20 protein-coding genes and 1 pseudogene are annotated in these 20,639 nt (G+C 42.6%); 5 read left to right on the top strand and 16 right to left on the bottom strand.

Annotation, left to right across the window (positions count from 1 at the left end; all coding sequences use genetic code 11):
* Window positions 1-158 precede the first annotated feature (158 nt).
* A complete protein-coding gene (locus ACJROX_RS15945; protein WP_408006201.1) occupies window positions 159-2,330 on the top strand; it encodes an MMPL family transporter in 2,172 nt (723 codons plus the stop codon).
* A 343-nt stretch (window positions 2,331-2,673) separates the two neighbouring features.
* Here ACJROX_RS15945 and ACJROX_RS15940 read toward each other — a convergent pair.
* The 3 genes and pseudogenes from ACJROX_RS15940 to ACJROX_RS15930 form a co-directional block, all read right to left on the bottom strand.
* Window positions 2,674-3,740, bottom strand: a pseudogene (locus ACJROX_RS15940) (transposase); the annotation flags it as partial.
* A gap of 106 nt (window positions 3,741-3,846) precedes the next feature.
* Entirely contained in the window at window positions 3,847-4,281 is a 435-nt protein-coding gene (locus ACJROX_RS15935) for a BrxA/BrxB family bacilliredoxin (protein WP_408006200.1), read from the bottom strand.
* An 81-nt stretch (window positions 4,282-4,362) separates the two neighbouring features.
* Window positions 4,363-5,499, bottom strand: a complete 1,137-nt coding sequence (locus tag ACJROX_RS15930) for a conserved virulence factor C family protein (protein WP_408006199.1) — start codon at window positions 5,497-5,499, stop codon at window positions 4,363-4,365.
* A gap of 217 nt (window positions 5,500-5,716) precedes the next feature.
* Here ACJROX_RS15930 and ACJROX_RS15925 point away from each other — a divergent pair, with 217 nt between their 5' ends.
* Window positions 5,717-5,857, top strand: a complete 141-nt coding sequence (locus ACJROX_RS15925) for a hypothetical protein (protein ID WP_408006198.1) — start codon at window positions 5,717-5,719, stop codon at window positions 5,855-5,857.
* A 142-nt stretch (window positions 5,858-5,999) separates the two neighbouring features.
* On the opposite strand, the gene ACJROX_RS15920 is transcribed toward ACJROX_RS15925, so the two are convergent.
* The 3 genes from ACJROX_RS15920 to ACJROX_RS15910 form a co-directional block, all read right to left on the bottom strand.
* Window positions 6,000-6,548 (bottom strand): SWIM zinc finger domain-containing protein, encoded by a 549-nt coding sequence (locus ACJROX_RS15920; RefSeq protein ID WP_408006197.1) that lies wholly within the window; start codon window positions 6,546-6,548, stop codon window positions 6,000-6,002.
* Window positions 6,545-9,559: an SNF2-related protein gene (locus tag ACJROX_RS15915; RefSeq protein WP_408006196.1), complete on the bottom strand. Its 3,015-nt coding sequence runs from the start codon at window positions 9,557-9,559 to the stop codon at window positions 6,545-6,547. Before ACJROX_RS15915 ends, ACJROX_RS15920 begins: the two co-directional genes overlap by 4 nt.
* A 224-nt stretch (window positions 9,560-9,783) precedes the next feature.
* Window positions 9,784-10,389 carry a DUF3298 domain-containing protein gene (locus ACJROX_RS15910; RefSeq protein ID WP_408006195.1) on the bottom strand — a complete coding sequence of 202 codons (606 nt, stop codon included), beginning with the start codon at window positions 10,387-10,389 and terminating at the stop codon, window positions 9,784-9,786.
* 105 nt (window positions 10,390-10,494) lie between these two features.
* Between ACJROX_RS15910 and ACJROX_RS15905 the strand changes: the two genes are divergently transcribed.
* The gene (locus ACJROX_RS15905; RefSeq protein WP_408006194.1) at window positions 10,495-10,998 is read left to right on the top strand and encodes an N-acetyltransferase family protein; all 504 of its coding nucleotides are present in this window, start codon (window positions 10,495-10,497) and stop codon (window positions 10,996-10,998) included.
* A gap of 143 nt (window positions 10,999-11,141) precedes the next feature.
* Here ACJROX_RS15905 and ACJROX_RS15900 read toward each other — a convergent pair whose 3' ends face one another.
* The 6 genes from ACJROX_RS15900 to ACJROX_RS15875 form a co-directional block, all read right to left on the bottom strand.
* The gene (locus ACJROX_RS15900) at window positions 11,142-11,456 is read right to left on the bottom strand and encodes a hypothetical protein (protein WP_408006193.1); all 315 of its coding nucleotides are present in this window, start codon (window positions 11,454-11,456) and stop codon (window positions 11,142-11,144) included.
* Window positions 11,443-12,012, bottom strand: a complete 570-nt coding sequence (locus ACJROX_RS15895) for a cysteine hydrolase family protein (RefSeq protein ID WP_408006192.1) — start codon at window positions 12,010-12,012, stop codon at window positions 11,443-11,445. The genes ACJROX_RS15900 and ACJROX_RS15895 overlap by 14 nt, the downstream gene beginning before the upstream one ends.
* A 173-nt stretch (window positions 12,013-12,185) precedes the next feature.
* The gene (locus ACJROX_RS15890; RefSeq protein ID WP_408006191.1) at window positions 12,186-13,673 is read right to left on the bottom strand and encodes an IS1182 family transposase; all 1,488 of its coding nucleotides are present in this window, start codon (window positions 13,671-13,673) and stop codon (window positions 12,186-12,188) included.
* A 273-nt stretch (window positions 13,674-13,946) separates the two neighbouring features.
* Window positions 13,947-15,635, bottom strand: a complete 1,689-nt coding sequence (locus ACJROX_RS15885; RefSeq protein WP_408006190.1) for a formate--tetrahydrofolate ligase — start codon at window positions 15,633-15,635, stop codon at window positions 13,947-13,949.
* 140 nt (window positions 15,636-15,775) lie between these two features.
* On the bottom strand, window positions 15,776-16,669 hold the full coding sequence (locus tag ACJROX_RS15880; protein ID WP_408006189.1) for a S1 RNA-binding domain-containing protein: 894 nt from the start codon (window positions 16,667-16,669) through the stop codon (window positions 15,776-15,778).
* A gap of 17 nt (window positions 16,670-16,686) precedes the next feature.
* Window positions 16,687-17,106, bottom strand: a complete 420-nt coding sequence (locus ACJROX_RS15875) for a VOC family protein (RefSeq protein ID WP_408006188.1) — start codon at window positions 17,104-17,106, stop codon at window positions 16,687-16,689.
* A 102-nt stretch (window positions 17,107-17,208) separates the two neighbouring features.
* Between ACJROX_RS15875 and ACJROX_RS15870 the strand changes: the two genes are divergently transcribed.
* Window positions 17,209-17,529 carry a 2Fe-2S iron-sulfur cluster-binding protein gene (locus ACJROX_RS15870; RefSeq protein WP_408006187.1) on the top strand — a complete coding sequence of 107 codons (321 nt, stop codon included), beginning with the start codon at window positions 17,209-17,211 and terminating at the stop codon, window positions 17,527-17,529.
* Between the two features lie 140 nt (window positions 17,530-17,669).
* On the opposite strand, the gene ACJROX_RS15865 is transcribed toward ACJROX_RS15870, so the two are convergent.
* The 4 genes from ACJROX_RS15865 to ACJROX_RS15850 all read right to left on the bottom strand — a co-directional run bounded on the left by ACJROX_RS15865 (window position 17,670) and on the right by ACJROX_RS15850 (window position 19,948).
* A complete protein-coding gene (locus ACJROX_RS15865) occupies window positions 17,670-18,314 on the bottom strand; it encodes an HD domain-containing protein (RefSeq protein WP_408006186.1) in 645 nt (214 codons plus the stop codon).
* A 128-nt stretch (window positions 18,315-18,442) separates the two neighbouring features.
* Complete coding sequence (locus ACJROX_RS15860) at window positions 18,443-18,748, bottom strand: DUF6123 family protein (RefSeq protein WP_408006185.1); 306 nt, start codon at window positions 18,746-18,748, stop codon at window positions 18,443-18,445.
* Between the two features lie 241 nt (window positions 18,749-18,989).
* Window positions 18,990-19,181 carry a zinc-finger domain-containing protein gene (locus ACJROX_RS15855; RefSeq protein WP_408006184.1) on the bottom strand — a complete coding sequence of 64 codons (192 nt, stop codon included), beginning with the start codon at window positions 19,179-19,181 and terminating at the stop codon, window positions 18,990-18,992.
* A 230-nt stretch (window positions 19,182-19,411) separates the two neighbouring features.
* Window positions 19,412-19,948, bottom strand: coding sequence for a type 1 glutamine amidotransferase domain-containing protein (locus ACJROX_RS15850; protein WP_408006183.1), 537 nt, complete (start codon window positions 19,946-19,948; stop codon window positions 19,412-19,414).
* 142 nt (window positions 19,949-20,090) lie between these two features.
* Here ACJROX_RS15850 and ACJROX_RS15845 point away from each other — a divergent pair, with 142 nt between their 5' ends.
* Entirely contained in the window at window positions 20,091-20,483 is a 393-nt protein-coding gene (locus tag ACJROX_RS15845; RefSeq protein WP_408006182.1) for a reverse transcriptase-like protein, read from the top strand.
* Window positions 20,484-20,639: the final 156 nt, after the last annotated feature.

Raw genomic sequence — 20,639 nt, 5'->3', positions numbered from 1 at the left:
CGTATGTAGTTCATTCTGGAACTATATATTCAGTCAGTCTGGTTGAACCTGTTCAGCCAGATTTTTTCTATTTCAAACGATCTCTCGAAATGATGTCTTCCACAATCATTCAGGTGTATAATAATACCATGTGAAACAGGAAAGATTTGGAGGAAACTATGAAAAATTCATTCTTACATAATTTTGCTGTATTGATCTACCGTTACAAAAAATCTGTTCTTTTTTTATGGATCCTGTTTACCATAACGTTAGGCGTATTCGCATTCAAGCTGCCATCGATCCTTCACGGCAGCGGCTTTGAAACAGATGGCGCCTTTAATAAAGCCCAAACGATATTAAAAGAAGGGTTCAACCAACCAAAATCTACAATGACGATTGTAATTGAATCTTCAAGCCATGATATGCAATCTGAAGAATTCCAATCTTTCGTTCAAGACACCATTGATGATTTAGATGATGTTGAGCATCTTTCACGCATCACTTCACCTCTGGATAATGCAAACATGTCTAAAGATAACATAGCATATATCCTGCTCGGCTTCGATCAAGGTTTTAATGACTTGAAGGATTCTGTTGACCAAATCCGTGATCGTCTTGAAAAAAATGAAAATTTCAAGGCAAGTCTGACTGGTGGTCCAGTCATTTCGGAAGACATGAACAAAGCGAGTCAAAATGATTTGAAGAGAGCTGAAGCGATCGGAATTCCTGCCGCATTAGTCATTCTTCTTTTTGCGTTTGGGGGTGTTGTCGCTGCATTGATCCCTTTATTGATCGGGATATTCAGCGTCATCAGTGCCATGGGGCTCCTCTATTTTCTCGCCTTGGATTTGGATATGTCAATCTTCTTATTGAACGTCGTCCCGATGATCGGGTTGGCATTAGGGATCGATTTTGCACTCTTGCTCGTGAACCGTTTCCGAGAAGAAATCAAAAAAGGCTCAGTGGAAGCTGCAATCAGCACATCCATCCAAACCGCCGGACGGTCGATCGCCTTTTCTGGTTTATGTGTATTCCTTGGATTATCTTCCATGCTTTTCATCGATATCAATATTTTCCGGACTGTGGCAATCGGGGGAATGATGGTCGTGACCCTATCTGTCATATGTGCCCTGACCTTCCTGCCAGCCGTTTTAGGGCTGTTAGGATCGAACATCAACAAATGGATGGTTTTAAAAGAAAAAGACAAACAAAAAAGCACTTGGTACCGCTTCGCAAAATTGGTGATGCGAAGGCCTGTCTCGATGTTCTTTCTTGCATTGATCTTACTTGCTGCAGCAATCGTGCCATTGGCGGATCTTAGGCTGACAATACCTGAAGCAGAAGCGCTTCCGGAATCCTATGAATCCAGGCAAGCATTTGAAACATTCAAGGATACATTCGGTGAACAGCAGTTGTACCCGGTTACCATGATTGTAGATGCAGATAGGGACATTCTTTCTACCAATCAGTTCAATGACCTTGAATCGTTAACAGAAAGGCTTGAAAAAGAAGAGATCGTCAAGCGGGTCGAATCGATTTTTTCAGAAACTGAATTAAAGGCAGAACAGTTAAAACATGCTCTCGAGCAGGACAACGTACCTGAAGGACTGCAAAAAGCGAAAGAAGCATTTCTTCAAAAAGATAAAGCCATCGTCCGGGCTTATCTCAATGTAGATACGACCTCGACGGAAGCACAGGATTGGGTAAGAGAATGGAACGGTGATTACGAGGAGTTCGAACTGATACTCGGCGGCAACAGTAAATTCACGCAAGAGATCTTCGATGAAATCTATGACAAAGCTCCTTATGCTGTAGGATTCGTTTTGATTTCAACCTACTTCATCCTACTCGTTGCATTCCGTTCACTTTTCATACCATTGAAAGCGATCGTGATGAACGTCATCAGCTTATGCGCAACGTTTGGTTTGGTCGTCTGGATTTTCCAAGAAGGCCATTTCGTCAACCCGTCAGACGGGATCGGTTTAATGATCCCTGTCTTCACGTTCGGAATTGTCTTCGGTCTAAGCATGGATTACGAAGTCTTCCTGATTTCAAGAATTCAGGAGTATTATCAAGAATCGAAGGATAATGATTACGCTACATTGATGGGGCTCACATCTACCAGCAAAATCATCACTTCAGCAGCATTGATCATGATCGTCGTCACTGGCGCCTTCGCATTTACCGGTGTCGTACCGGTGAAACAAATGGGCGTTTCGATTGCGCTCGCCATCTTGATCGATGCAACGCTCGTCCGTATGGTACTCGTCCCTTCGCTCATGAAACTGATGGGCCATTGGAATTGGTGGCTGCCGGGATATCAGAAGAACAAGCAAAAATCATTAGAATAAACCTAACAGGACCGAATTCCAAGGAAAAGAGGTGACCGATGAAATTAGAGGACCAGAGACATTAATCCTTCCAAAACCATCAAAAAGGACCTTTCTAGACACGGATAACGGAATAGATGTCCTCTAATTTCTTGAATCACCCTTATTTGTCACAAATAAAGGAATAAATGTCCTATAAAATTTCCGATCCACTCAAAAAACCTACCATCTAAACAGGAGGCCACTGAAGAACTGTCTGTTTTTAAAAATTTCACTTGGTTTCTCACGAAAAACAGCTGTTTCGGATTCATTTTTCACCGAAACAGCTGTTTTTTTGAAACGAGACGGAATATCTTGCCCCTTTTTATTTCATCAGCTTTTGGATTCTTTTTAAATTAACAGCGAAGATTGCCATCGCACCTTGTATATGCATACCTTCAAGACCCGAAGATGAGGCTACCTCATATCCGTGTCTATGCTTTAATTCACTATTCTTTGCCTCGATCTTATATCGCTGCTTAGCCTTTTCTTTAAACTCCTCACTATTTTGGTATTCAAGTTGGTTCGTATGTTCTGCCGATTTTATACTTACGGAATACGTTTTCGTTTTCGCCCCCGGTGTATAACAACCGTCTCTTAATGAGCATCGTTTACACTTTTCCACATCAAAATAATACGTCATCTTCTGGTTCTTACTCTGGTTTTTCTTTCCTTGTTTCGCTTTTCGAATCGCCATATGACCTACGGGACACACATACATACCTGCGTCCTTATTGAACTCGAATTCATCCTCTTCTTTACGGTTTCCATGAGAAACGGTGGGGTTCAGTTTCGCCACTCATTTTATCTGGTGATCAGAAATATATTTCAGGTTGTCCTTCTCGGAATAAGCAGTGTCCCCAATAATGGTGTCGATGTCCATACCACATTCTTTACTTTTTTGAATCAAGGTTTCGAGTTGTTTCCCATCATTTTTTTCTCCTGTTGTAACTGTCGCTGCGGTAATAATGCGCTCTTCACTCATCGCCAGGTGGGTCTTATACCCAAAGAATGAGGAGTCCGCTGATTTGTGGCCAACACACGGGCGTCAGGGTCCTCGGAGTGTTCAAGGAACTCGATGTCATCCTCCACAGTTTCCTTTAAGAGGTTCAGAGGTTCTTTCACTCTGGGGTATTCTTTCAACGTGGGTTCTTTGTCGATTACCTCAACAAGCTTTTGAGTATAATCGATTTCGGCTTCAATTGTATCCGCTTGGGGCTTTTTCGGGAACTTTTCTTTCATGGATTCATCAATCGAATAGATCTCTTTTCGAACCTTTTTGGATCGATTACGGAGTATTTCTTGCGGTGTCAGTTGATTGTACTTCGCTTTCGTATGAGTGGCGTCCACAATGATTGATTTGGATTGAATGATGTTTTTTTCAATAGGTAAAGGAAATCAGCCCATCTTTCTTCCGATAATGGAAAAAAGATAGGCTGATATTTAGAATATTGGACTTTTTCAGTGGCCTCTCTAAAAAGTGGTAGGTTTTTTCGTGTTATTTACAATGCGTTTCAAATGCATTTACAAGATTTGTCACGATGTCAGATGGCTCGTGGTCTTCAATTTCCTCACGAGGGATGAAGTGGACGACTTCCTTCCCTTTCAATAGTGCAATTGATGGTGAAGAAGGTTCGATATCCAAGAAATAGGATCTCATAACAGAGGTTGCAACTTTATCTTGGCCAGCAAATACGGTTACAAGATGATCTGGACGGTTTTCATTTTCGATTGCCTGGCGCACTGCGGGGCGCGCTAGTCCAGCTGCACATCCACAAACAGAATTGATCATGACCAGTGTCGTTCCTTCAGCGCTTTCCATATATTCATCGACTTCTTCAGGTGTCCGTAACTCATTGAATCCCGCTTCTGTCAATTCATCTCTCATCGGTTGTACTAATTGTCTCATATATTCTTCATATGCCATTGACATGGAACATACCTCCATTTTTGATCATTTGATTTTAACTTTATCACGTGTGTTTCGAAACATCAATGCGGATCAATCCTCTATTTATTTCTTCCCTTGTAACGTATCCGTCATTTGCTTCCAGACAGAGCCCTTCGCCTCTTCTCCGCCTTCAATCCGTTCAAGCGCTATATTCACTTGCATCGCAACCTCGAATTCAGGGTCGTCTTTGGCCTCTTTCAATGCTGGTATTGCAGATTCATCCCCGACTTCGTACAAGAACATGGCTGCACGCCAACGTACAAGTTTGTTCTTATCCTTCAACGATTCGATCATGACTGGGATCGCCTCTTCGAACCCTAGGTCTGACATGCAATCGCCAGCCGTACGTCGAACAGTTACGGTTTTATCCTGTAGTGCCTTCGTCAAATATGGAAGCACTTTTTGATCTTCAATCATCCCGAGATATACGGTGGCAAGACGTCGAATCGAGGTTTTCTCATCCTCCAGGGCTTTTGCCAGTACTGGAAGATCCTCTTCTGTCGGATCCATTTGGTCCAAAGCCGCATAACGATCCTTCCAATCCGGTTGCTCCATCATTTTCATCGTCACTTTGTAAGATTCCTTCTTATGATGAATATCTGAAGTCTTATTCTGTTCAAAGGCTTGCTCCTTCAACCGTTTCAAACGTTCTTTGTCATACGCGGCATTTATCTCTTCTGCCACTTCCTTTCCGACTGCTTCCATATCACCATAACGGGCGCTCTGTTCTACCCATTGGCGCTCCATTACGAGATTGTCTGAGGAAGATTGAGCTTCCATCGCGATTGTCATGAATCGTTCTGGTAGTCCGACTCTTTCCTCGGTCTCCCCTTTGATCAACTTGATCTGCATAGGAATTCCACGGAACTTTTGAATGAACACCTTCACTTCATCAAAATCTTCATCGTGCTCGTTTTCATCATTTTCTTCAGCTACATCAGCTTCTTCACCGAAAACTTGACGAGCTTTCGGCAATATCACTTTCCAATCATGTTTCGGATTCCGTTCTAGTGCAATGAAATCTGCAACATAATATAATCCCTTCACCCCTTCTAGCGCGAGCAACTGGTCAAGAGGTTCAGGTGCCTCTTCTTTCTGATCTGCTTTGAAGTTCATGTTTTTACCGCTCGGTAAAGCTTTATCTACAATCAGTTTCATCGTATTCGGACTTGGTGTTGGTTCTATACCGCGCAGGTTCATAGTGTGAAAACTCCTTTCATAGGTTCTTCTTCCTACTATTTAAAAATATAACATAGAACCATACTGTATTTGTAATTATTGGGTTCTCTCCTTATTGCCCTGAAAATATATTTAGAAATTTCTAAATTTTTAACCGAAAAGTGTTATTTTCAAAAAAAGGGGGTATAGGATATAGAGTCTTTATTTTTTCCTAAATTTGAGAGGAGAGTGGATTTCTATGAGAAAGCTCCCAGTTGAAGGCAGAATTATAAGGATTACGAGTGACCGCATCGTTACAGTACTAGGTGAACAAGTGTTTACGTATAACCGAGCCTATTATGAAATCGACCATCAAGCCTTTCACAGTCAATCTGCTTAATTGAAAACATGCAAAAGGTTGACCCAAAAGAAAAATGTCAGACACCTCCAACACAACATTTTGCATCAAAACACGTTTTCTCAAAATGTTGTTAAGTACGGAGAGACTCAGACACTTATGGGTCAGCCCTTTTTGCATGTCATCATTCAGTATTTCTTTTTCGAAGTTCTTCCATAACGTCCAAGATGCGCCCGTGCGCTTTTTCAATGAACATTTTATTCTTGATGATCCTGCTCTCTCTTTTATCAGGAAGGGTTAGCAGTGAATCATGAGCTCTCTGGATGTTCCCTGTCAACTCCTGTAGGGGCTCTTCAATCAATTGTCCACGGGCAGCATGAGCTTGTTGTCCGGATCGGTCTTCATTGCTGCTCAACTGATCAAGGACAAAATACATCGTAGCTCCTACACCATGCTTGCAAATTGGCGTTTCGTCTGGACAGGAGCACGTCACTTCATATCCATCCAAGAGAGGAACCCCATCCTCCAGCTCAAAATAGCACCGAACCTCATACTCTGCCTGGATCCCATTTACCTTACATTCGAAATGGTTAGGAAAAACTTGAAAGCCATGGATGCGATGGTCATTGTACAAGCTCATTCCACGTTGGAATCTTCCGTAATCGACCCCGTCTGTAAATTGAGTGAGCCAATGATGGAGCTTACTATCTGTTATCCGATTACGTCTTGTCATGAGTTCAACACCTTCTCCCGCAGCTGGATCAGTTCAATGAATTCGTTATCGGTCATTTCTGTCACCCATTGATCCTCATGATTCACAATTTGGGAGGTCAGCTCAGACTTTCGATCGATCAGGCGGTCAATACCTTCTTCTAACGTTCCTTGGGTGATCATTTTGTACACCTGTACGTTTTGTTCCTGTCCGATCCGATATGCCCGGTCTGTCGCCTGGTTCTCAACCGCTGGATTCCACCACCGATCGAGATGGATGACATGGTTGGCCTCAGTCAGGTTCAAGCCTACTCCCCCGGCCTTGATAGATAGGATGAATACACATTTATGGTGTGTATCTCTGAATTTCTTCAAAAGCTGCTCCCGTTTCTGAGATGGAATACCGCCGTGTAAAAAGAACACTTTGATTTCCTTATCCTCTTTCCCCAGAATTTTCTCAAGCAGTTCCCCCATTTTCACATACTGGGTAAATACCAAAGCCTTTTCACCGTCTTTAACTTCTTCTTTTAAAATTTCGAGAAACTTCGTGATTTTCCCGGAGTGTGAAGCATCCGGTTCCTCCCAGCTCAATAATGCTGGGTGGTTACAAACCTGCTTAAGCCTCGTAATACCGCCAAGGATCGTTCCGCGACGTTCCATCCCAGTTGCGTTAAGCAATTTTTCTCGGATCTGATCCACTACGGTTTGATATAAGGAAGCTTGCTCCTTCGTCAACTGGCAGTGTATTTTGGTTTCTGTCTTTTCTGGAAGTTCTTCCACAATCGAAGCCTGCATTTTTGACCTTCTCAATAAAAACGGTTGGATAAGGCGTTTCAACACCTCGACCCGTTCTGTATTACCTTCCTTTTCGATCGGCCGGATGAATTGCTGGCTGAAGGATGATCGGTTTCCTAAATACCCTGGGTTGAGAAAATCACAAATCGACCAGAGTTCTTCCAAACGGTTTTCCATCGGAGTTCCAGTAAGGGCGATCCGATGAACGGATTTTAAAGAGCGGACAATCTTACTTTGTTTGGTCGTCGGGTTTTTGATCATTTGTGCTTCATCCAGGATCATTGTGTTCCATTCGATCGGCTGGAAGAGTTCGTAGTCTCTCAAAACTAGCGCATAGCTCGTGATGACGACATCCTTGCCGTATAAAAACTGTTGGAATGCCAGATCATCTTGCGCTCGGTCTGCCCCATGATGGAGTGAAACATTCAACGACGGAGCAAAACGTTCGAATTCCTGCTTCCAATTCCCCAATACCGAGGTCGGGCAGATGATCAGGTGTATTCCTTCATTCTGCCCGCTATCCAAAAGATAGGAGATCGCTTGGATCGTCTTACCGAGTCCCATATCATCTGCAAGACAGACTCCGATCCGTCTGTCCCGATGTGACCTGAGCCATTGGAACCCTCTTTGCTGATACGGTCTTAGGATGCCATTGAATGTTTCCGGCACCTCATACTTTTCCTCCGTCGGCGCTAAAAATTGCTCTAGATAATCATGGACCTCCCGATCGATCTGGAAGTTGATCTCCGAGTCGAAATCATTCTGGTTAGATGTTACACCGACCAGTGTTGCAAACGAACTTTTATTCCTTACAAGGGGTTCCAGCTCAGTAATTTCATCGTAAATCTGTTCGATTTTCGATTGCGGCAGCATGATCCAGGTATCGTCCTTTTGGATGATATAGGATTGAGTGAGAACAAGCCTTTTGAACTCCTCCACTGATAATTCGATATCTCCAATGGCAATTTGCCAATCGAAATCCAACAGACTGCTTAGACCGATTCCTTGGTCGCTTTTATTTTTCACATTCAATGAGACTTGGACGTCTTTACTTTCGAGCGAACGGAAAAACCAACCAGCAGGAAAGGTCAAGTTGATATCCATTGATTTCAATACACTCAAGTTTCCATGCAGGGATCGTAAGGTATCAAGGCTGATTTCAGTGGATCCATACTCCCTTAATTGACGTTGGGATTTATAAAGGTGATCATCCATCTGGACGAGATAGTTCAAGCGATCATCCACCCAGCCTTTGATATGGGAACGTGCAACCTTCGGATCGTCCAATGGAACGCGCATGGCTTTGTCCTTGTCGATCCCTTTGACGAATATGCGTACCGCCCATGATGCCATGTTCTCATCCGATAGAGGGAAACAGTCGATATCCAATGATGTCGCGGTGAAACCGGTTTGAATGAATTGCTGTTTGAATTGCAACAACCCTTTTTCAAGCGGTCGATAGGCATCGGCACTTAAAGGAGAATGCCACTTGCGGACCTCCCGGATCAAAACATGCAGTTTTTGTACTTCATCTTTTTTCTCGATGATATGGAAAAAGCTCACGTTCGAATCCAAAAGCGCCTTCTCCCAAAGGTGCATCAACTCCGATTTTCCTTGGTCGAGTGCGATTTCCGCCCCTGAAGAAACAAAGAGCTTCAAGATCTGGTCGGACCAAATGTCGAGCATAAGATTCTGCCATTCACGAATCGGAAACGTCGATAAATGTTCGAATGAAAAAATGAGCGGAGAAGCAGCTTTTAGCCAATTTGAAAGCGCACCGCCTTCCAGGACTTTTCTAGACAGCATCCATTGCGCATACACATAGTGCCGCTTTTCCTTCCCGATTTCATAAATCGTCGGATAGTATTGTCCACCGCGGATAAGAGCCTCGATGCTCCTGGCGACAGATTCCCAATAAACGAAACTTTCACCGAAATAGAAGGAACCTTCTGTCCGGTGTGCAACAGGTTGCTGCATGTATAAATACACCCGCCACATATCAACGAGCATACCCTCGACTTCGTAAAACTCATCATTCCATTCAACCATGAGCATTTTGGTTTCTTCTTGTTCACTTGTAAAAACATGAGAGATCCCCGACTCACCTAAAAGCCATTGCAAGCGTGATTTACTGATGGAAATCGGTTCTCCGTTCGGTCGGGTCACCCAGATCAAAAACTTCCCTCTTTCATCAAGGGACGGTATGAATGTCATTTGCAAGTGATAATATGTAATCATCGCCTAACTCCCATTGGAATACAGTTTCCTCAAATTTAGTACATAACGTCTATTTTATCATATTTCTTGAAATCTATAAATCGTATCCCGAATAGAGTCTTATCAACCTGAGGGATGGGTAGGAAAGAGGAGTGAAATATAGACCCATCATATTCTGTTCCCTTCACATGCCTGCTTCATAGTATGTGAGTTATGTGGCCAGATGATGAGTCATAATTGGATTTTCATCTTGAGGTCAGTTGACGGATCGGACTGTTTCTGGAAAGCATTTGCATCACAGTATCGAACGGAATCGGGATTTCGAGGAACCCATAGGCATAAGGGGTATAGTCATAGATCTGGTAAAATAAAACCAATGTTTGGTCCGTCAAATAGTACTCTTGTTTGTCAGTCACTTTAGGAGGCTGATCGAAAACCGGGATCTTCTCAGCTTTTATATGATCACTGACGTACCTGGTCAATCTCGTCTTATAGTAACTAGTCGGATTGAATAATTCCGGAAAGGTGAAATTTTGACCAGTCAGTGTAGAAAATGTCAAAGCTTTTTGCACTTGCATGGGGTGTGCTGCATGTTCCTTATAGAAATCCAAAAGGATAATGAGACTTAATACGCCTTTACGGTTCACTTTTATAGTATACGAAATGTTGACGCTTGTATCTGGTTCCTCCGCCTCTTCCTTTAAGGAATTGACAAGTTTGCGAATATCTTTATTGATCTGTCCCTCGACTTTCTTATCTTTCATCCCGACAATTTTTGGATACATCACTTTCGTCGGTCCTTTTTCACTTGTGATGGTGATCACTTTCACCGGCTTGATTGGATCAAACATCCTTTAACCTCTTTTCAATTCGGGCGTGGGCGATTATCATGATGATATATGTTATTCAATTCCCAATATTTTGGTACAGAATTCTCAAGGAAGGGTGAGATATTATTGATACAAAAAGCTGAGGAAAAGGACATCAGACAGATTGCTGAAGTACATGTGGCAAGTTGGAAGACGACTTATCGGGGGATCGTCTCGGATGAGTTCCTCGATTTGCTGGATACAGAACAGAAAGTTGGGCAATGGACCCGTAATCTGGCACAGCCTGATCCGATTCTACTTGTGGCGGTTGAAGGTGAACGAGTCGTCGGATTTGTGAGTGCGGGGAAAAGCAGAAATGAAGATCTCCCTTTCGATGCGGAGGTGTACGCCATCTACATACTTGAAGAATATCAGCGGAAAGGGATCGAAAGGGAGCTGATCGTTCATGCGGTCGAGGAATTTAAAGTACGGAAATGGGATTCGATGCTGATCTGGGTATTGGAAAAGAATGATTCCAAGCATTTTTATGAAAAAATGGGCGGAAAAGAAGCAGGACGGGCACAATTGGAAATTGAAGGGCAACTTCACGAAGAAATCGCTTACGGTTGGTATGATCTGCAGGGACTTTGAATAAGATTTGCCGCGGATTACGAGATTTATGAGCTGGTTTCCAGATTTATGAGCCGATTTCGAGGTTTATGAGCCGTTTGGAGAATAAATGGCCTACATACAAAAATCTGATCCCCAGCCGTAGCCAGGATCAGATTTCACTATCAATCATACGATTTTTTATCTATCCCGTCATAGATGTCTTCGAGTTCAGTGAGGAAATTCAATTGGAGGGGACCTGGCAGCTGTTCCTGAATTTCTTCCATTTCAGGCATGGACTCCAAGTCTTTATAGCTGTCAGGTTTAACTTCAAGGGAAAGATACCAGCTTTTCAAAGCCTCGATCATTTCGTAAAAATGGCGTTCAAAACGTTCTGCCCACTCAGCCCCTTCATCCCCAGACGTCTTCTGCATCTGCTCCCAGTCTTCTAGTGCAATCGCCAGCTTTTCTTTTACCCTTACAAAATTACTTTGTGACATTTGAACCTGCGGCTGCTTTGACCACTTCAGCACCTAACGTGGTTTTAAAATGCTCAAGAGCCCAATCATGGCCGGCTGGATTGAATGTCTGCACAGCATCCTCGTGAACAACGATGTTGAATCCTTTATTATAAGCATCAACAGCCGTGTGCAGTACACAAATATCTGTACAGACACCGACGAGATGGACTTCCTGAATGCCACGTTCCCGGAGTTTCAGCTCGAGATCCGTACCCGCAAACGCACTGTAACGCGTTTTATCCATCCAATAAACCTGGTCCTTCACTGTTTCATAATATTCACCAAGCATGCCATACTGGTACCGGCCGGATGTCCCGCGAATATTATGCGCCGGGAACAAAGCACTCTCCGGATGGTTCGGATCATTTTCATCATGGACATCCACCGCAAAGACGACATACTCGTCAGCTTCTACAAAGGATCTTGCCAATTCAGTGATCCTGTTTTCAATCGACTGGCCTGCTTCACCACAAGTCAATCGTCCATCATCCGCTACAAAATCATTCGTATAATCAATGACAATCAAAGCCTTCACAATACATTCCCCCTATCACATTCTTCTTTATTATAACGGAAAAAAGCACCCAATAAGAGAGTCCTGCAAAATAGGGCGAAAAAATCTTTAATAGAGAAAAATCCACCAGTTAGAAAAGTTGACCTTAACTTTCTGGTGGATTTTTACATTGTTTCAAGAAGTATGGGCTGATATTACACATTTCCCAGCTCATTTTGTGGTAATAATTTTGTCATTCTTTTAATGTTTACAGCGAACACCGAGAGATAGGTTTGTATTTTCATACCTAATAAACCACGGTATTTCGCCCTGGTTAACCCATGGAATCTTTTTAATTCCGCATTCTTATGCTCTATAGATGGACGTACCTTTTTCCGTTCTTGATACTCTTCCGAGTCTAAGTACTTCATTTGTTGTTGATGTTCTTCAGAAATGATCCGAATGGAGTATGTTTTTGATTTTTTCCCCTCTTTATAACACCCTTCTTTTAACGGACATTCTTTACATATATCAACGTCAAAATAAAAAGTGTTCATTTGGTTTGTTCCAGTATCTTTTTTACCCGTTCGAGCTTTTCGAATACTATGGTGTCCTGCTGGACAAATCACTTGATCTCTTTCTTTATCATATTGAAAGTTGTCCTCTTCTCGTGCTCCATAAACAGATGGATTGAGTGGGATGGATGCTGTGATTAAATTTTGTTGTAAGTAGGATAAATTATGCTTAGATGAGTAAGCCGTATCAGCGAGAATTTCGTTAACTTCCATTCCACCAGCTTTAGATTGGTTCACTAATTCTTTTAATTGCTTACCGTCATCTACATTTCCTGGAGTGACCTGAACACCCGTAATAATTTCTTCTTCGGTCATCGCAAGATGATTCTTATAACCATAAAAGGATTTTGTAGTAGACTTCCATCCAAAACGCGCATCCGGGTCTACTGCTGACAGAATCCCTTTCTTCGAAAGAAGCCTTTCGTCTTCGACAATTCTCTTTGCGGTCTCCAGCTTATCCTTTATCGCGCCTTCCGCATCTGGAAGAGCCTGTTCGATTTGTTCACCTAAATGGGCTAAATACCGAAGCATTTCTTTAGCTTGTTCTTCCTCTGGAATATCATTAAGCTTTGGAGCTTTAGGTAATTTTTTATGTAGTTTGGTATGTTGTTTTTTAACGGCTCTGGAGAGCCTTGAAGCTGCTTTTGTTAGCACTTGTAGAGGCGAACGCTTACTTGCGTTTGCTTGGGCATGTGTAGAATCTAAAATGAGTGCTTTCGATTGGATGATCCCTTTTTCCTGGCACTGCTTGACGAGTTCTTCCAATACTTCCTCTACACGATTAGCTCCTAATCGATGGTTTCGAAATCGACTTAATTGTGTAGGATGGGGTAAAGAACTTTCGGGATTCAATCGTAAAAACCACTTATAAGCTAAATGTAAATTGGCATCTTGAATGACTTGATCATCGGATAAATCATATAAGGTCTGGATGAGAAGAATTCGAAGTAGTAACTCTGGTTCAGTCGCTGGTCGTCCGTAATACATACAATATGATTCCTTCGTAAGGTCATATATAAATGAAAAATCAACCACCTTATCGATTTTCTTTAATAGGTGATCTTCTGGTATTAAATTGTACAACTCGGCATGAAAGGAAAGAGTTTCTTGATATTGATCTTTTAACATTTATCCAATTCCTTTGCATTTTTCTTTCATCATATCAAAAAACGCCCCGAAAGGCGCTTTTTCCAGTTACTGTATTCGTTTTGCAGGACTCTCAATAATGAGTGCTTTTTCATTTATTGAAAAATCCGCCGTTTATCCTTCGTCGACTGTCGGCGAATTAGAAACAAGAAGTTCAAGGCACGATGGTTTTGAGGACCAGAGTGTATAGGTCTAATACATGAGGACCGGAAAAGCCAAGTAACGCCGAAATTCGCAATTTATCATTCGTCGATCCTAGAATAAACCTACAGCTTGACCCTCGTCATTCACATCCATATTCAATGCCGCTGGCTTTTTCGGTAAACCGGGCATCGTCATCACATTACCGGTTAATGCAACGATAAACCCTGCACCGATCGACGCTCGAAACTCACGGATCTGGATTCTGAATCCTTTAGGGCGTCCGAGCAGTGTTGGATCATCCGACAATGAATATTGTGTTTTCGCCATACATACAGGCAGGTTATCCCATCCGTTCCCCGCAAATTCTTTCAATTGTTTCTTCGCTTTGTTGGAGAAGTCTACACCCTCAGCGCCATAAACAATACGAGCTATCGTTTCGATTTTTTCTTCAATCGGCAGTTCGAGCGTGTAAAGTGGCTTATAGTTGTTTTCTGCCGATTCGATCATATCGACAACCTTTTGCGCAAGCTCTTCTCCACCTTGCCCTCCGTCAGCCCATACCTTCGCAACCGCAACCTCCACGCCGTTTTTCGCACACCATTCCTTGACGAACTCGACTTCACGGTCTGTATCTTTCACGAAGTGGTTAAGCGCTACAACAAAAGGCAGGCCGAAAGCTTTCACAGTCTCAAGGTGCTTTTCGAGGTTCACCATCCCTTTTGCAAGTGCATCAAGGTTCTCCTCACCTAACTGATCTTTCGGAACTCCACCGTGCATCTTCAAAGCTCTAACCGTCGCCACTACAACAACAAGGTTCGGATCAATTTCTCCATACCTCGCTTTGATATCAAGAAACTTCTCAGCTCCTAGGTCGGCACCGAATCCAGACTCTGTGACAACATAATCACCTAGTTTTGACGCCATTTTTGTAGCGATGACGCTGTTACAACCGTGTGCGATGTTTGCGAAAGGACCGCCGTGTATCAACGCTGGTGTACTTTCCAATGTCTGAACAAGATTCGGCTTGATCGCATCTTTTAAAAGAAGGGTAAGCGCACCTTCGACACCAAGATCCTTGACCGTCACCGGCTGCTTGTTGGTATCATATGCGACAACCATCCTGGAAAGACGCTGCTTCAGGTCTCCGATGTTTTGCGCCAAACAGAAGATGGCCATAATTTCAGAAGCGACGGTGATATCGAAACCATCTTCACGTGGAACCCCCTGAACAGGACCGCCAAGGCCGACAACGACGTTACGCAGTGAACGGTCGTTCATATCGACGACACGCTTCCAAACGATACGGCGTGTATCGATGTTCAGTTCATTTCCCTGGTGGATATGGTTATCAATCAGCGCTGACAACGCATTGTTTGCTGTCGTAATCGCATGCAGATCCCCAGTGAAATGCAGGTTGATTTCCTCCATCGGCATCACTTGAGAATATCCACCGCCAGCAGCTCCGCCTTTTATTCCCATGCTCGGGCCAAGGGATGGCTCTCGTAGAGCGATCAACGTCTTCTTTCCGATTTTATTAAGTGCTTGGCCAAGTCCAACTGTCACCGTCGATTTACCTTCCCCGGCAGATGTAGGATTGATTGATGTGACCAGGACAACTTTTCCTTCAGCTGTATCCTTCAAGCGATCCATCACATCCAGTGAGATTTTCGCTTTGTAACGTCCGTATGGCTCCCACTCTTCTTCTGATAGATTCAATTGTTCAGCAATATCTTTTATCGGTAAAAGCTTTGCTTCTTGTGCAATTTCAATGTCAGTCTTCACTTTCGTGTTCTCAACCACGTGACAATCCCTCCATCATCTAAGTACACATGACTCTTTTATTAATTTGCAGTGTATATTCGATTACGACGCCCTTTATTACGATAACAATACTCTCCGAAAAATGAAAGCACTTTCATGAAAAATGAAGGAAATTTTTACTATTTCTGTAAAAGTTCTGTTCCTTCAGATGACTGTTTCACTTTTCCTTCTTTCATCAATTTACCCATCGCTCTTTTGAACGCTGCCTTAGAAAGCCCAAATACTTCTTTGATCTCCTCTGGACCAGATTTGTCATGATACGGCATGAATCCACTGTTCTGCTCCAAATAATCGATCAAACGCTGAGAATCTTCTTCATACGCAATCTCTTTGGGTGCTTTGAGGGATACGTTCATCCTGCCGTCTTCACGGACGAAAGTGACTCGCACTTGTAATCGCTGACCGAGACGCAGTTTTGTATCTGCTTCTTCTTCATGCAGGAAAGCGATATAACGGTCATCCGTAAAAATCATCGCCCCTTGTTCCTTGAAACGATAGACATGACCAGTCAAATATTGATTTCGAAGGTTTTCAGGCGCTTCTTGAGAAAGTGTCTCGATTTCTTCACTCGTAGCAAGGTCCGCAAACAGCCTTCCCTTTTTATCCGTACGCAGTCCGCAGTATAACTTGTCCCCTTCTTTTGGCCATAATGAGCGTTCGGCCGGTAAATCATCCTTTGAAAGCAAGACATCCTTCTTGATACCTATATTCAAAAAAACACCTAAATTATGCTTCACACCTACGACTTCCAGCCACGCAATGCTGTTCATATCGATAAATGGCATGGTCGTTGTTGCCGCCAGCCGCCCTTTATGATCGTGATAGAGGAACACTTTCACTTTTTCATCGTTTTCCAAATCATTTTCAGTTTCTGAGCTATGCAAAAAGACCTCTTCTCTATTCGCATTCGTCAGCATATATCCTAATTCTGTCTTACGACTGACTATCAGATTAACAATATTTCCAGCTTCTAATGAATTCAATTTACCAACTTCCTTTACGTTCTTTGTCATTATTATTTCCCATTATATCAAAATGATTGATGTGGATAATCACAAAATTCTACGATTGTACCTTCTGTTGAAATCGGATTGAGATAAATCAACCGTCGTCCAAGCTGGTTCGTTCGGTAGGTATCTCCAAGGAAACGGATTCCCTGCTTTTTACCTTCTTCAATCGCTCTGTCAAGATCATCGACACAATAAGCGATATGGTGGACGCCTTTACCTTTTTGCCTGATAAAACGAGCTACAGGTGACGTATTTGAAGTTGGCTGGAGCAATTCGATTAGATTTCCATCCACTCGGACAGCCGCTACATGAACCTCAACTCCTGGCGCTTCACTTGTATATCGATGTTCGACTTCTCCACCCAATATGCCTACATAAAAATTGAGCGCTTCATCGATATCACGGACTGCAATGCCTATATGATCAAGAGTCTTCTTCATAGATCAGGTAATCACTCCTCTGTAAGTTTACAGTTTAACTTTAGGAATTAAAGGCAACAGTATTGTATAATTATAGGTAATTCATCTCTAAGGAGGAAGATCATGCCAAAGATTACAGTGCCAGACCATGGAACATTTGAAGTTGAAAAAGGTAAAAAACTCGTATTAGTACTTGAGGACAATGGAATCAACATCCTCCACCGTTGCGGTGGTAAAGCCAAATGTACGACTTGCCGTGTGGAAGTGGAAGCAGGCGATTTCGGCGAACTGACAGATATTGAAAAAGAAGCCTTTTCACGAAAAGGACTGCAGGAAGGTTTCCGGTTATCCTGTCAAGTGCGAGTCGATGATGATGCCACAGTCCGTCCGATCATGACGGAAGAAAACTCCAACATGGACGCTGGGCCACGGCCAGCGGAATAATAAACAAAAGTAGTGGAAGGACTTCGAGTGGCGGAGTCCTTTTTTATTGATACGCCACGATACATTTCAATCTTGTCGTGATAATTTTTATTTTGTCGTGAATTATCAGGACATGTTATGATTTAAAAATGTTGTCGTGCTCACTTACGTCCATCCCACTCGGCTAAAAATCGCTCGATGAAATCTTCCATATAATGGTGACGTTCTTCTGCCAGCTTTCGTCCTGCATTTGTGTTCATCAGATTCTTCAACTTGAACAGTTTTTCATAAAAATGATTGATTATGGAACTATCCCCATATCTATATTCGTCTTTTGTCATAGGTTCCGTTCTTGGTGGAAGATGCGGCAGATGCATGGCCTCACCCTTCGAACCTCCATACATGAATGTGCGGGCGATCCCTATCGCACCGAGCGCGTCCAACCGATCCGCATCTTGCACAACCTGTCCTTCCAATGTCCGCATTCCCTTTTTCGTACCCTTGCTAAACGACATCGTCGTGATGATTTCCACAATGTGATCGATGTCATTTTCTGGCAAACCTTCATTCAATAAAACTTGAGTGACCTCCTTTAATGCCTTCTCTTCATCGTCTACAAGCTTATCATCAATCAAATCATGGAGCAGCACAGCAAGTTCGCATATCAACAGGTTCGCTCCTTCGATTTTTCCGATATGCAAAGCAAGTGACCGTACCCGTTCGATATGGCTACAATCATGACCTGTGTGATCGTCCTTCAATCTTTCTCTTACTATCGTTTCGATATTTGCTCGAATCTGTTCCATACACTTCTCTCCTCATAAAGAAAACTCGGGCTTTACCAAGCCTTTGTCGAAAGCTGAGCTTTAGCTGCGCTAATACTGAAGAAAGTATTATATACTTTCCTTACGTACATTGAAAAAACAGCATCTTGTTAAATGCTGTTCTGTTTCTGTATATGTAAAGTAGTCGGTACGATTTGCTTCTTCCGTACAAACCGTTTTGCCTCAAAATAGTTGTTAACATCGGCTTGTTTCATAGCCTCTAACAAGGCAATATAATAGCTGCCATCGAACTTGACCTGGACTTTCAAGGTCGTTTCAATAGCCACATTCACAACCTCATCTTGCGAATCTGTGTATTTTTTTCCGAAATAGATGAATGCAATATGATTTTCTGTCAAATGAATGCCTTTGCTGCTTAAAAACTGGATAAATTCACCCGTAGAATCAATTCGCATATGCCCTAAGCCCTACCCTTTTATGAAAAGTGATACTCTTATTTTATCATAAACGAGAGAGAATGAAGCAAAAGGTTCAGAATTTAGCTATTTTTCTACACTTTTCGATAAAGAAAACTTGGCAATGCCAAGCCTGTGGCGACGGCTGAGCCTTAGCCCCTCGAGAAAGCAAATGCTTTTCCTTCGTGCGGAGAGTTGCTTCCGAAGTAACCAGCTCGTTCACTTATACTTAATAAAGTATTCATACTTTCTTATATTGTAATAAAGATTCTCCAAGTGCTTGAAGACGCTTTCCGACACTGCAGTCACGATTACAAAAACTCTGGGCATAGTTCTTCCCATAATCTTTCTTGAACGCATCGCGGACAAAACAATCGCGGCAGAACGTATTCAACGTCCATTCAATTTCTTCTGTCACAACCCTTCTTTCCACATGACTCACTCCTGCAATTTGATGAAATATTCCGGATCTGCTCTGAAATAACCTGGACTTGCACCGAAATATTTTTAGTTTGCTATAAATTAATCCGGATTTGCACCGAAATAATTCCCATATGCTTTAAATTAAATCTAACTTCCACTTTAAGTATTCCATTTCTTGTTTTATTTTATTGATGGACAGGTTGTTAATATACCAAGAGAAAACCACTCACAGTGGAGTGGTTAATCTCTTGTGCTTCCATTTTCTAAAACTGAGATCAGTTCCCGCAAGTAATCTGGAAGATCAGGCGGCCTTCGACTGGAAACAAGATGACCGTCTACGATGACGGATTCATCATGCCATTCCGCACCAGCGTTCCTCATATCGTCCTTGATTCCAGGGGTACTCGTCACCACTTTATTGTTCAATATATCAGCAGAAATCAGAACCCATCCAGCATGACAGATTTGTCCGATCACCCGCTTCTGATTGTCCATATACTGCACGATTTCCAACACTTTTGAATCACGGCGCAATTTATCAGGTGCCCATCCGCCAGGGACGAGAACACCATCGTATTCATAGTAGTTCACATCATCATAACTGTAATCCGCAACTGCCGGAACACCATATTTCCCTTTATACGTTTTATTTTCCTCTTTACCGACAAGGTGCACCGTGGCTCCTTCTTCCCGCAAACGGAGTAAAGGATACCATAGTTCAAGGTCCTCAAAGTCATTTTCTACAAAAGCCAATATACGTTTATTCGACAGCCTCATCATCTGAACCTCCTTTTAAATAAGATTCGTTGTAATAACCTTCTTGAAGGCCGTACTCTTATCCACTGGGGATATGGAGTACTTTTACCCGGTTTCTATGATAAGATAAACGTTAGGATTAACAATAAAAAAGGTGATAAGTATGATAGATGTATACGTTGATGGTGCTAGCTCTGGAAATCCCGGCCCCTCTGGTGCGGGCATTTTTATCAAAGGGTTACCGGATGGACCCGAATCCTATTCGATCCCACTCGGGACGATGACCAACCATGAAGCCGAATACCATGCCGTCATCCATGCTTTGAAAATTTGTATCAATAAACAATATAAGATCGTTTCCTTCCGAACTGATTCCCAGCTTGTCGAGCAAGCCGTCGATAAAGAATACGTAAAGAAGAATCTGTATCAGCCTCTTCTCCAACAGATCCTTCTTTTAAAAGATGAACTTGATCTCTTTTTCATCAAATGGATTCCAAGTTCGCAAAATAAAAACGCAGATAAGCTCGCCCGTTCAGCAATTCAGTTGAATGGATAAAATAACCTTTCCGCTTTTTTAAGGCTCTGTTATTCTTCAATGATGATTTTTTCGAAATTCCCTCCCTTTCCGTGGGCGGTTCGCAAGCCACCTCACTCGAGCCTTGTCCCAGGGTCTTGCCTGGCTCGCTTTTCCCGCAAGAGTGTCAGGAATTTC

Origin of the sequence: Pseudalkalibacillus sp. A8 (genome assembly GCF_045920555.1) — a bacterium.
GTDB lineage: Bacteria > Bacillota > Bacilli > Bacillales > Fictibacillaceae > Pseudalkalibacillus.
Note: the sequence above shows the minus strand (reverse complement) of the source record. Positions and strands in the feature narration are given on the sequence as shown.